10 protein-coding genes and 1 pseudogene are annotated in these 12,120 nt (G+C 75.8%); 9 read left to right on the forward strand and 2 right to left on the reverse strand.

Translation table 11 applies throughout. The annotated features are described in order from the left end of the window. Nucleotides 1-373: 373 nt before the first annotated feature. The 4 genes and pseudogenes from ACFO3Q_RS15660 to ACFO3Q_RS15675 all read left to right on the forward strand — a co-directional run. Nucleotides 374-1,288: pseudogene (locus tag ACFO3Q_RS15660) on the forward strand (Hpt domain-containing protein); the annotation flags it as partial. A gap of 369 nt (nucleotides 1,289-1,657) precedes the next feature. Further along, complete coding sequence (locus ACFO3Q_RS15665; RefSeq protein WP_377005791.1) at nucleotides 1,658-4,915, forward strand: response regulator; 3,258 nt, start codon at nucleotides 1,658-1,660, stop codon at nucleotides 4,913-4,915. After that, nucleotides 4,908-6,596 (forward strand): chemotaxis protein CheB, encoded by a 1,689-nt coding sequence (locus ACFO3Q_RS15670; protein WP_377005632.1) that lies wholly within the window; start codon nucleotides 4,908-4,910, stop codon nucleotides 6,594-6,596. Before ACFO3Q_RS15665 ends, ACFO3Q_RS15670 begins: the two co-directional genes overlap by 8 nt. A 34-nt stretch (nucleotides 6,597-6,630) precedes the next feature. Continuing rightward, nucleotides 6,631-7,110, forward strand: a complete 480-nt coding sequence (locus tag ACFO3Q_RS15675) for a chemotaxis protein CheW (RefSeq protein ID WP_377005633.1) — start codon at nucleotides 6,631-6,633, stop codon at nucleotides 7,108-7,110. Between the two features lie 57 nt (nucleotides 7,111-7,167). Here the strand turns inward: ACFO3Q_RS15675 and ACFO3Q_RS15680 are convergent, their stop codons facing one another. Both ACFO3Q_RS15680 and bioA read right to left on the reverse strand, forming a co-directional pair. Next, a complete protein-coding gene (locus ACFO3Q_RS15680) occupies nucleotides 7,168-7,899 on the reverse strand; it encodes a 16S rRNA (uracil(1498)-N(3))-methyltransferase (RefSeq protein WP_377005634.1) in 732 nt (243 codons plus the stop codon). Nucleotides 7,900-7,933: 34 nt separating this feature from the next. Next, nucleotides 7,934-9,328, reverse strand: coding sequence for an adenosylmethionine--8-amino-7-oxononanoate transaminase (bioA, locus tag ACFO3Q_RS15685; protein WP_377005635.1), 1,395 nt, complete (start codon nucleotides 9,326-9,328; stop codon nucleotides 7,934-7,936). Nucleotides 9,329-9,335: 7 nt separating this feature from the next. Here bioA and gspG point away from each other — a divergent pair, with 7 nt between their 5' ends. The 5 genes from gspG to gspK are packed head-to-tail and all read left to right on the forward strand — an operon-like array spanning nucleotide 9,336 to nucleotide 12,090. Then, nucleotides 9,336-9,773: a type II secretion system major pseudopilin GspG gene (gene gspG, locus ACFO3Q_RS15690; protein WP_377005636.1), complete on the forward strand. Its 438-nt coding sequence runs from the start codon at nucleotides 9,336-9,338 to the stop codon at nucleotides 9,771-9,773. Next, nucleotides 9,745-10,260 (forward strand): prepilin-type N-terminal cleavage/methylation domain-containing protein, encoded by a 516-nt coding sequence (locus ACFO3Q_RS15695; RefSeq protein WP_377005637.1) that lies wholly within the window; start codon nucleotides 9,745-9,747, stop codon nucleotides 10,258-10,260. Before gspG ends, ACFO3Q_RS15695 begins: the two co-directional genes overlap by 29 nt. Next, nucleotides 10,257-10,622, forward strand: a complete 366-nt coding sequence (gene gspI / locus ACFO3Q_RS15700; RefSeq protein WP_377005638.1) for a type II secretion system minor pseudopilin GspI — start codon at nucleotides 10,257-10,259, stop codon at nucleotides 10,620-10,622. The genes ACFO3Q_RS15695 and gspI overlap by 4 nt, the downstream gene beginning before the upstream one ends. Beyond that, nucleotides 10,619-11,212 carry a type II secretion system minor pseudopilin GspJ gene (gspJ, locus tag ACFO3Q_RS15705; RefSeq protein WP_377005640.1) on the forward strand — a complete coding sequence of 198 codons (594 nt, stop codon included), beginning with the start codon at nucleotides 10,619-10,621 and terminating at the stop codon, nucleotides 11,210-11,212. The genes gspI and gspJ overlap by 4 nt, the downstream gene beginning before the upstream one ends. After that, the gene (gene gspK / locus ACFO3Q_RS15710) at nucleotides 11,209-12,090 is read left to right on the forward strand and encodes a type II secretion system minor pseudopilin GspK (RefSeq protein WP_377005642.1); all 882 of its coding nucleotides are present in this window, start codon (nucleotides 11,209-11,211) and stop codon (nucleotides 12,088-12,090) included. Before gspJ ends, gspK begins: the two co-directional genes overlap by 4 nt. The last annotated feature ends 30 nt before the right edge of the window (nucleotides 12,091-12,120 follow it).

Here is a 12,120-nt window from a genome sequence, read left to right on the forward strand (position 1 = left end):
CGTGCCTGCCGCCGCGCCGGCGGCGGCCGCACCGCAGCCGCCCCAGGGCGATGCCGGCGCCCCGGCGCCGCCGCTGGCGCCTGACGACATCGGCGCCTGGCTCGCCCGCGAGGCCGCGGCCGCGGCGGAGGCCGTGCCCGCGGCGCACGTCCCGGCGCCGCCGGCACAGACCGCCGGGCCCGCGCCCGCGCCCGCGCCGCAGGCTGCGGCGCCCGTCGCCCCGTCTGCACCCGCGCCCGTACCTGCGTCCGTACCGGTCGCAGCGCCGGCCTCGGTTCCGCCTCCGCCGGCACCCGTGCCCGCGCCTGTGGCGCCGCCCGTGGCTCCGGCCGTTCCCGCACCCGCTCCCGTCGCGTCCGTCGCCGTCGACGACGTGCTGGGCTTCGAGCGCGGCAACGACGACATCGACGACGAGATCCGCGAGGTCTTCCTCGAGGAGTTCCAGGAGGAGATCGAGAACCTCGACCGGCTGCTGCCGGGCTGGCGCGGCAATCTCGAGAACATGGAGCAGCTCCGCTCCATCCGCCGCGTCTTCCACACCCTGAAGGGCTCCGGTCGCCTGGTCGGCGCCAAGGCCCTGGGCGAGTTCAGCTGGAAGGTCGAGAACATGCTCAACCGCGTGCTCGACGGCTCGCGCCCGCCGAGCGAGGCGGTGCGCGCCCTGGTCGACCGCGCCTTCCACACGCTTCCGCAGCTGCTCGCCGCCCTCCGGGGCGAGCAGATCCAGCTGCCGCAGCTCGGCGAGCTGCAGGACGTCGCCGACCGCCTCGCCGCCGGCGAGGAGGCCGAGCTGCCTGCGCCGCGCGTGGCCAGCGCGCAGCCTGCCGCCCCGGTCGTGCCGGCCGGCGATGCCGTCCCCGCCAGCGCACCGCAGCCCGCGGCCGTCGCGCCGGTGCCGGCCGCGGCCGCTCCCGTGGCGCCGGTGGAGACGCCGGTGTCCGCGCCGGTGCCACCGGAGACCGGCGTCCAGGCGCCGCGCGAGCCCTCGGTCGCCGACGCGGCCGGAGAGGGCGTCCCGGCGTCGGTCGACGCGGTGCTCTTCGAGATCCTCAAGGCGGAGGTCGCCGGTCACCTCGTCACCGTCCAGCGCTGGCTGGACGACGGTGCCGGCATGGCGACCGATCCGCTGCTGCGCGCCGTGCACACCATGAACGGCGCCTTCGCGATGACCGAGGTCCCGCTCATCACCGAGGTGCTCGGTCCGCTGGAGGGCTACATCAAGCGCCTCCTCGGCAACGGGCTGGCGGCGGACGACGCCGGCGTGGCCCTGGTCCGCGACTGCGTCGCCGCCGTGCGCGCGACGGTCGCGGGCCTCGACAGCGCGAGCCCGCACGTGCCGCGCGTCGGCGAGCTGCCGGCCCGCGCCATTGCGCTGCGCGACAGCCTGCCTGTGCCGCCGGGGCCGTCCATCCAGATCGTTCTGGACGAGGAACTGGACGACGAAGCGCTTCCCTCCGTCGTCGAGCTGGACGTGCCCGACCTGTCCGGCCTGCCCCGCGACGCGCAGCCGCAGGCTCCGGCCGCCGTCTCCGACGCACCGCTGGATGAGGCGCCGCACGCCGAGGTGCCGCCGGCCGTGGCGGTCGACCTGCCGGGCGACACGGCACCCGCGCCGCGCGAGGAGGCCGTCCAGGCCACCGCGCCCGTGGAGGTCGCAGTGCGGCCGGACGACGCGCTTCTCCAAGGCTGGGACGACGTCGCCTGGGACGGCGAGATCGTCGTCAGCGAGTTCGACGTCGAGCCCGAGGACACCCGGACGCCGGCGACGGCAGCCCCCGTATCGGAGGAGCCCGCGCCTGCCGGCATCGCCGCCGCGGACCCGGCGCCAGCCGACGAGGCGGAGGCCGCTCCCGCGAGTCCGGTCGCGGCCGACGAGGCGCCCACGGGCGGTACCGCCCATCACGACGACAGCGCCTTCGCCGGTGCGCCCGACTGGCAGGTCGGCGCCGACGGGCAGGACGCGACGGGACAGGACGCCGACGCGCCCCTGGCCTTCGGCCCGGAGGATCTTGCCGAGGCCGAGCGCGCCTTCGCCGACGCGGGTTCGCTGGAGACGGCTCCCGTCTCCGAGGAGCCCACCTGGGACTTCGCGGCGTTCGTCGATGCCGACGCCCTTGCGTCGGTCGAGGCCATCCAGCCGGAAGCGCCGGCGTCCGCCGACGCGAACGCGGATGCGGATGCGCCGCAGGCGGAGCACGCTGCCGCGCCGGAGGTCCTGGCCCAGGCCGGGCCTGCCTTCGGGGAGACGGAGGGCGTCGATCCCGTCGTCGCGCACGCCACCGGGACGCCGACCGCCGTCGCAGCGCAGGGCGAGCGCGCGCCCGCGCAGGCGCCGGCTCCTGCGGCGCCCGTCGATCCCGATGCACCGCTGGATCTCGACGGGGTCGACGTCGAACTGCTCGACATCTTCCTCGAGGAGGCCGCCGACCTGCTCGACCACTCCGACGGCATGCTCGCCACCCTGCGCGAGACGCCCTCCGAGCGGGAGGCCGTCATCGGCCTGCAGCGCGACCTGCACACGCTCAAGGGCGGCGCGCGCATGGCCGGCCTGCACGCCATCGGCGAGCTGGGCCACAGCATGGAGACCCTGCTCGAGGCCGTCGCCGAGAACCGGCTCGACCTCGACGGCGCGGGCGTCGGCCTGCTGGAGCGCGCCTTCGACCGCCTGCAGGTGATGGTGGAGCGCACGGGCGCCCGCCGCGCCGTGGCCTTCCCGCAGCAGCTCATCGCGGAGCTGGAGGCGGCCGCGACCGGCCAGGTGGTCGCACCGGTTCCCGCAGCGCCCGCACAGGCGCCGACGCCGGACATGGTCGACGCCGCTGCCGTGCCGTCCCTGGCGTCCATCCCGGACGAGCCGGCCGCCGAAGCGCCGGTGCCGCCGCCCGCTGTCCCGGTGGCGTCGGCGCCGACGGCCGCGGAGCCGGTCGACGCGACCGAGTCCGCGTCCGCCGATGCGCCGGAAGCGCAGCCCGTGGCGCCAGTGGCGGCGGTCGTCGCGACCCGTCTGGCGCCGGGCGAGCTGCCGCCGCTGTCGCCCCCGATCGAGGAGCTCGAACCCGAGGACGACGCCGGCACCGCGCGCGCGCCGCAGGAGCAGGTGCGCATCCGTGCCGACCTGCTCGACCGCCTGGTCAACTACGCCGGCGAAGTGGCGATCTACCGCGCCCGCCTCGAGCAGCAGCTCGGCGCCTTCCGCGGCAACCTGGGCGAGCTCGACCAGACCATCGGCCGCCTGCGCGAGCAGTTGCGCCGGCTGGAGATCGAGACCGAGGCGCAGATCGCCTCGCGCTACCAGCGCGAGCAGGAGACCGGCGACCCGGCCTTCGATCCGCTGGAGCTCGACCGCTTCTCGACCCAGCAGCAGCTGACCCGCGGCCTCGCCGAGACGGCGGCCGACCTGGTCAGCCTGCAGGGCGTGCTCGACGAGCACACCCGCCAGTACGAGACCCTGCTGGTGCAGCAGTCCCGGGTCAGCTCGGACCTGCAGGAAGGCCTCATGCGCACGCGCATGGTGCCGTTCGAGTCGCTGGTCCCGCGCCTGCGCCGCGTGCTGCGGCAGGCGGCGGCGGAGACCGGCAAGCAGGTGCAGCTGCGCGTCGACGGCGCGCAGGGCGAGATGGACCGCAACGTCCTCGAGCACATGACCGCGCCGCTCGAGCACATGCTGCGCAACGCCGTCGCCCATGGCATCGAGACGCCGGACGTGCGCGCCGCCGCGGGCAAGCCCGAGGAGGGCACGGTGCGCGTGGCCGTGGCCCGCGAAGGGTCGGAAGTCGTGCTGACGATCTCCGACGACGGCCGCGGCATGAACCGCGAGGCCATCCGCACCAAGGCCATCGAGCGCGGCCTGCTCGCGGAGGGTGCCGAGGTCAGCGACGCGGACCTCTACGCCTTCACGCTCGAGGCCGGCTTCTCGACCGCGGGCGAGGTCAGTCGCCTGGCCGGCCGCGGCGTGGGCATGGACGTGGTCCACAACCAGATCCGCCAGCTGGGCGGCTCGCTCAGCATCGCCTCCCAGGCCGGACGCGGCGCCGAGTTCAGCGTGCGCCTGCCGTTCACCCTTGCGGTCACGCAGGCGGTGTTCGTGCGCATCGGCGAGACCAGCTACGCGGTGCCGATCGCGTCGGTCCGCGGCGTGGGCCGCATCGAGCGCGCGGAACTGGAGAGCCAGCTCGCCGGTGGACGCCCGGTGTACCGCTACGCGGACGAGGACTACGCCATCCACGACCTGGGCCAGCTCCTGGGCATGGCCGCGGCACGCGCGCAGGACAGCCTGCAGATGCCGCTCCTGCTGCTGCGCTCCGGCGACATGCGCGCGGCGATCTGCGTGGACCAGGTGCAGGGCAGCCGCGAGATCGTGGTGAAGCCCGTCGGGCCGCAGGTCAACTCGATCCCGGGCATCTTCGGCGCGACCATCATGGGCGACGGCCGCGTGGTGGTGATCCTGGACGTCGCGCCGCTGGTGCGCCGCCAGCTGGGCAGCGGCGGCGCGCAGAGCGCGGTGCCGCAGCTGCCGGCCTTCGAGCCGCGCCACGTGCCGCTGGTGATGGTGGTCGACGACTCCATCACCATGCGCAAGGTCACCGGCCGCGTGCTGGAGCGCCACAACCTCGAGGTGCTGACCGCGAAGGACGGCGTGGACGCGATCGAGAAGCTGGCCGAGCGCGTGCCCGACCTGATGCTGCTCGACATCGAGATGCCGCGCATGGACGGCTACGAGCTCGCCACCCACATGAAGAACGATCCGCGCCTGCGCGAGATCCCCATCGTCATGATCACCTCGCGCACCGGCGACAAGCACCGCCAGCGCGCCTTCGAGATCGGCGTGGACCGCTACCTCGGCAAGCCGTACCAGGAGGCGGACCTCATGCATCACGTGTACGAGCTGTTGAGCCTGGAGGTCGCGCATGGATAAGGCGCTGCCGCGGGTCGTCCTGCTGGGACGGCCGGGCCAGGCGCGCGACCAGCTGCGCCTCGCCCTCGTCGAGAACGGCGTCGAGCCGGTGGCGGAGGGCGACCCGAACGACCTCGATCCCGCAGGCGTGGCCGCGCTGCGCCCGCAGGTCCTGCTGATCGGCCTGGAGCCGGCGATCGAGGACGCGCTGGACCGCTTCGAGGCGCTCGTGGACGACCCGGCCATCGAGGTGGTGTTCGACGACGTCGAGGTCACCGGCGGCCTGTCCGGCTGGGAGCGCGCGCGCTGGGTCAGGCACCTGCTGGCCAAGCTCGGCGGACACGACGACGTGCTGCCGCCGCCGCCCGAGGGCGCCGAACCGCTCCCGAACTTCGACGCCTACGCCGAGCGCATCCCGGTCGCCGGACTGGGCGTCGATGCGTCCGCGCCATCCGCGCCCGAACCGGCACCGGCGCCGGCACCAGCACCAGAGCCGCAGCGTCCGGCACCGTCGCCCGCTCCGCAGGCCGTTCCGCAGCCCATCCCGCCGCCCGCGGCGGCCGCCGTGGAGGCGCCGGGCCCGGCGGGGCTGGTGCTGGAGGACGAAGGGGCCGGGCTCGAGGCGCTGAGCCTGGACGGGCTCGACCCGGCGGATCTCGCCGCCCTGGCGGAGATGGACGCCGCGGCCGCCGGCGGCGATGCGGGCGGCGACGACGCCGGTGTCGTCGAATACGCCTTCACCAGCCTCGATCTCGAGGACGATCCGGCGCGCCTGGACGCCGCCGGGACGGGCGAGGGCATCGACCTGATGCTGGCCGACTTCGGCGAGGACGAGGTGGTGATCGCCGCCGACCCCGACGAGCACGGGACCGCCGGCTTCGCGTCCGCCGCGCCGGAGACCGCGCGCGAGGTGCCGATGCTGGACGGGATCGAGTCCGTCCCCTCCGCGCCCGCCCGCGCCGCGGCCGACGACCGCTTCGACTTCAGCCGGCTCGAACTCGCGCCGCTGGACGAGGAGGCCGCGCCGGTCGAGCCGCGCGCGGAGGCCGCGCCGCGCGACCTCGATACCTACATCCTGTCCGACCTGAGCCTCGTCCCCACCGACGAGCCGGAGGCGGATGCCGCGGCGGAGACCGCCGTCGTGGCGCCCGCGACGGCCGACGGTGCGGTGCATGGCGCAGGCTGCATCGTCCTCGTCGCGGGTCTCGGTGGGCCGGACGCCGCGCGCCAGTTCCTGGCGGCCCTGCCGGAGCGCCTCGCCGTGCCGGTGCTGCTGGCCCAGCATCTCGATGCGGGCCGGCACGACCGCCTGGTCACCCAGCTCGCGAAGGCCAGCCGGCTTCCGGTCTACCTGGTGCAGCCGGGGCAGGCGGCGCTGGCGGGCCAGGTGGGCGTGCTCGGCGACGGCCTCGCGGTCGGCGTCGATGGCGACCGCGTCGTGTTCCGCCCGGGCGTCTCCGACATCGGTGCCCTCGCCGGGCTGCCGGGCAGCGTCTGCGTCCTGCTGTCCGGCGCGGATCCCGCCGCGGTGGCGCCGGCGCTCGCGGCCGCCGCCCGGGGCGGCCTCGCCCTGGCCCAGGACCCCTCGACCTGCTTCGACGCGAGCGCGGCCGAGGCCCTGGTGGCAGGCGGTGCGACGGTCGGCGCCCCGGCGGAGCTTGCCGCCCGCGCCGTCGCACACCTCCACGGCGCCGGTGCATGATCGCGCACCACGTCCCTTCTTCCCGGAGCCGAGCATGAGCACATCCCAGCGCGACATCCGCGGCGTGCTGATCGCGGTCGACGGCGGGCGTCTGCTGCTGCCGAACGCGTCCGTGGCCGAAGTCATCACCTATTCGGCGCCGGAGCCGGTGCCGGGCGCGCCCGACTGGCTGCTCGGGAGGACGCCGTGGCGCGGCTGGCGCCTGCCGCTGGTGTCGTTCCCGCGCCTCGCCGGCTGGCACATGCGCGACGACGAGGGCGGCACCAAGGTCGCCATCCTCAAGCTGCTCGGGGGCAGTCCGCGTCTGCCCTACGTCGCCGTGCTGGCGCAGGGCTTCCCGCGCCTGGTCACGGTGTCGCCGCACACCCTCATCACCCTCGACGAGGATTCCGGGCGTTCCGCGCGCGGCGAGCACGCGCGCGTGCTGCTCAACGAGGAGTCGGCGGTGGTCCCCGATCTCGAGGCCATCGAGCGCCTGCTCGAGGAGGCCCTCGGGCACGGCGCCCCCGCCTGACGGCGCGCCGGCCGCGGTGCCTGCCGCGGAACGTCGACGCCCGCCGGGCGCGGACCGTCAGCCGAGGTCGCCGCGCAGTGCCTGCAGCGCGGCGATGGCCGCCAGGCCGGCGGTTTCCGTGCGGAGGATGCGGGGCCCCATGCGCAGGCCGGCGAATCCGGCCGCGCCCAGGGTCGCGAGATCGCGTTCGGAGAAGCCCCCCTCGGGGCCGATGGCCAGCACCACGTCGGTCGGCGTCGCATCCAGCGCAGCCAGCGAGGTCGCGCCGTCGGGGTCCAGCGCCAGGCGCAGCCCCGCCGGCGCGTCGGCGGCGAAGGCGGCCAGCGGCCGGGGCTCGGCCAGGTGCGGAAGCCGGGCGCGCCCGCTCTGCTCGCAGGCCGAGGCGATCACCCCGCGCCAGTGCGCCATCCGCTTGTCCAGGCGCTCGGCGCCGAGCTTCACCTCGGTGCGCTCGCTCACGACCGGCACGACCGCCGCCACGCCGAGCTCGGTCGCCTTCTGCAGGATCAGGTCCATCTTCTCGCCGCGCGCCAGCGCCTGCGCGAGGACGATGCGCAGGGGCGACTCGGGCGCGGCCGGCGCGACCGCGATCACCTCGACGCCCGCGCCGCGGCGCTCGGCGTCCACCAGCCGCGCGGTGTAGTCCTGCCCGTCGCCGTTGAACAGCACGCAGGGCTGGCCGGGCTGCAGGCGGAGCACGCGCAGCAGGTGCGCGCTGGTGTCGGCGTCCAGCCGGACCTGCGCGCCCACCGCGAGCGGGACGTCCACGTGGCTGCGGGTCAGGCGCATGCGGGCCGCCCGGTGCAGGGAAGGGAGCGCCGGCTCATCGCGTCGCCACCTCCACGACCTCGTGCGTGACCTGCGCGAGCGTGTCCAGCGTGGGGGCGTCGATGCAGTAGGGCGGCATCCAGTACAGGGTGTCGCCCAGCGGCCGCAGCACCACGCCGCGGTCGATGGCCGCGCGGTAGGCGCGCAGGCCGGTGCGGCGGGCGGAGTCGAACGGCGTGCCGTCCGCGGCGTCGGCCACGAGATCGAATGCGAGGATCATGCCGGTCTGCCGCAGGCCGGCGACGTGCGGATGCGCGGCGAGGTCCGCGGCCAGCGTCGCCATGCGCGCGGCGGTGGCGCGGTTGCGGGCGACGACGTCGTCCTCCGCGAAGATGCCCAGGGTCGCCAGCGCCGCGGCGCAGGCCAGCGGGTTGCCGGTGTAGCTGTGCGAGTGCAGGAAGGCGCGCTCGCGGCTGTCGTCGAGGAAGGCCTCGTAGACGTGGGCGGTGGTGAGCACCGCCGCCAGCGGCAGGAAGCCGCCGGTGATGCCCTTGGAGACGCACAGGAAGTCCGGCTGGATGCCGGCCTGCTCGCAGGCGAAGAAGGTGCCCGTGCGGCCGAAGCCGGTGGCGATTTCGTCGGCGATGAGGTGCACCCCGTGCGCGTCGCACAGTGCCCGTGCCCGGGCGAGGTAGGTGGGGTGGTACATGCGCATGCCGCCGGCGCACTGCACCAGCGGCTCGAGGATGAGTGCGCTCACGCTGTCGCCGTGCTCGGCCAGCAGCGCCGCCAGTGCGTCGGCCGCGCGCAGGGCGCAGGCCTCGGCGGATTCCCCCGGCAGGGCCAGGCCGGCGTCGGGCGAGGGGGCGAACAGCGGTTCCATCAGCAGCGGCGCGTACACGCGGCGGTACAGCGGCAGGTCGCCCACCGAGAGCGCACCGAGGGTCTCGCCGTGGTAGCCGCCGCCCAGCGCGACGAAGCGCGTGCGCCGCGCGTCGCCGCGGTTGCTGTGGGCGTGGAAGCTCATCTTGAGCGCCACTTCGACCGCGGCCGAGCCGTTGTCGGCGTAGAACACGCGCGCCAGCGGCGCGCGGCCGTCCTCGCGCGGCGCGCGCGCGAGCAGGCCCTCGGCCAGCTCGACGGCCGGCGCGTGCGCGAAGCCCGCCATGATGACGTGCTCCAGCGTCGTCGCCTGGCGCGCGATGGCCGCGGCGATGCGCGGCTCGGCATGGCCGAACAGGTTGGTCCACCACGAGCTGACCGCGTCGAGATAGCGGCGGCCGTCCATGCCGACGAGCCAGGGGCCCTCGCCGCGGGCGATCGGCACCAGCGGCAGGGTGTCGGGGTGCTCGCGCATCTGCGTGCAGGGGTGCCAGACGGCGGCGAGGTCGCGGGCGCGCCAGGCCTGGGCCTCTGCTAGCATCGCGGCGTTTTCCGGGGACGAAGACATCCGCGAAATGGTACATGGCCCGCACCGCCGCCCGGCTTCCGGCCGCGGCTTCACGCTGATCGAGATCCTCGTCGTGGTGGTGATCCTCGGCATCCTCGCGGCCGTCGTGGTGCCGCGGCTGATGGACCGCCCGGACGAGGCCCGCGCCGTGCGCGCACGCCAGGACATCCAGGCGATCGTCACCGCGCTCAACATGTACCGGCTCGACAACCACGCCTATCCGACCACCGACGAGGGCCTGGACGCACTGGTGAGCCAGCCGGCGGGTGCGCCGAACTGGCGTGCGGGCGGCTATCTCGACCGCCTGCCGCAGGACCCCTGGGGCCGCGACTATCTCTATCTGCGCCCGGGTCGCCACGGCGAGATCGACGTGTGGACCCACGGCGCCGACGGCCGGCCCGGCGGGGAGGGCGCGGATGCCGACATCGGCAACTGGTCGGGCTGATCCCGCGCACGGCTTCAGCCTGATCGAGCTGCTGGTCGGGCTGGTCGTCCTCGGCGTGCTCGCGGGGGCCGCGACCCTCGCCTTCCCGCGCAGCGCGGAGCGGCGGGTCGAAGCCGACGCGGAGCGCGTGGCCGCCCTGATCGAGCTGGCCTGCGAACGCGCCGAGGTCGGCGGGCGCGACGTCGCGATCGCGCTGGGCACCGATGCGCTGCGCTTCGGTCCGGTGGACGGCGGGCGCTGGCGTCCCATCGGCGACGATCCCGCGGACGCGCTGCGCCCTCGCCGCCTCGACGTCGCGCGGCTGCGGCTGCGCATCGACGGCCGCGAGATGCCGCTGCCGCCGGAGGCGCCCGCGACCCCGCAGCTGGGCTGCAGCACCGATGCGGAGCTGACGCCCTTCGAACTCGACGTCGTGCGTGCGGAGTTGCCCGGCTGGCGGCTGCGCAGCGAGGGCGCGCGCGTGCTGCGCGAGCCGCTGGCGCCATGAGTCCGCGCCGGCGGGGCTTCTCGCTGCTGGAGGTCCTGGTCGCACTGCTGGTGCTGGCGCTGGCCATGGCGGCCCTGGTGCGCACGGCCGCCGGCGCGGCGGCGCAGCTCGCCGACCGGCGCGAACGGGTGATCGCGCAGTGGGTGGCCTCGAATGCCATCAGCGAGGTGCGCCTGGCGCCGGGCCTGCCGGCGCGCGGCATCCGCAGCGGCGAGGCGCGCATGGCCGGACGCGACTGGCGATGGCGCATGACCGTGGCCGACACCGCACTGCCGGGCGTGCGGCGCCTCGACGTGGCCGTGACCGCCGACGACGGCACGGCGCCGGTGCTGGTGCTCACCGGCTTCGCGGGGACGCCATGAGCCGCGGGTTCGGCCTGCTCGAAGTGCTGGTCGCGGTGGCGGTGTTCGCCGTGGTCGCCGCCCTGGCCTGGGGCGGGCTCGACGTGCTCGCCCGTACCCGGCACGCGCTGGATGCCGAGACCGCGCGTCTGGACGCCCTGCAGCGGACGGTCGGGCGGCTCGAACGCGATCTCCGCCAGGCGCTGCCGCGGCCGGTGCGCGATGGCGCCGGGCGCAGCCTGCCGGCGTTCGTGGGCGAGCCTGCCGGGCTCGAGCTGAGCGTGCTGCTGCCCGTGTCGGGTTGGGACGACGGCCGTGCCGCCACGCGCCGGGTGGGCTGGCGCTGCGACGCGGACGGCCTGCGGCGCCTGCGCTGGCCGGCGCCGGATCGCGCGGCCGGTGCCCGGCCGGAGGAGGAGGCGATGCTGGCGGGCGCCCGTTCCTGCCGGTTCCGCTACCTCGGTGGCGACGGCCGGTCGCTGTCGCGCTGGCCCGCCGGTGGCGCCGCCGGCGCCCTGCCCCGTGCGGTCGAGATCGAGTTCGAGGTCGAGGGACTGGGCAGCATCCGTCGCCTGATCGAACTGCCTGCGCCGCCCGAGGATGCCGCATGAGGCGGCAGCGTGGGGTCGCGCTCCTCCTCGCGGTGCTCGCGGTGGCGCTGGCGGCGCTGCTCGCGGCGGCCCTGCTGGATCAGAGCGAGCGTTCGTCCTCGCGCGCCCGCGAACGCCTGCGCGCGGAGCAGGCCTGGCAGTTGCACCTGGGGCTGGAGGCCTGGGCAGGCGAGGCGCTGCGCCAGGCGGTGCGCGCGGACCTGCTGCGCAGCGCACAGGCGCTGCCGCCGGTCGACGTCCCCGGCGCGCGCATCCAGGGGCGGCTGCGCGACGCGGCCGGCTGCTTCAACCTCAACACCCTGGCGCCGGGCGGGCTGGCGGATGCCGCCGCGGTGGCGCGCTTCGAGCGCCTGCTCGCGCGCCTGGGCCTGGATCCGGCGATCGCCGGGGACGCCGCGGACTTCATCGATGCCGATGGCGCCGGCGGCGGGGAGGATGCGGCCTACGTCGGGCTGCGCACGCCGGGCCGGGCGCTCGCGCACGCCAGCGAACTGCGTCCGCTCCGCGGCCTCGCCGGCGATGCCTGGCAGCGGCTCGCGCCCTTCGTCTGTGCGTTGCCCGCCGGGCAGGGCACCAATCTCAACAGCGCCCCACCGGAGCTGTGGGCCCTGCTGGACGCGCGGCTGGCGCAGCCGGCGCTGGCCGCACGGCTGGCGGTGGAGGGCGAGGGCGGCTATCGCGACATGGACGCGCTGCGCGCCGCGCTGGCACGCGAGGGCATCGAGGGTGCCGACCTCGGCGGCATCGCGCTGCGCAGCGAGTATTTCCTCGCCGAATCCGAGATCGACGCCGACGGCATCGTCGTCGTCCACAGCAGCCTGCTGCGGCTGCGCGACGGCCGCGTCCACGTGCTCGCCCGCGCGCGCGGCCTGCAGTGAACGTGCCCGGGGCGCGCCGGTCCCGCTGCT

Origin of the sequence: Coralloluteibacterium thermophilum, from assembly GCF_042654365.1 — a bacterium.
GTDB classification, from domain to species: domain Bacteria; phylum Pseudomonadota; class Gammaproteobacteria; order Xanthomonadales; family Xanthomonadaceae; genus Coralloluteibacterium; species Coralloluteibacterium thermophilum.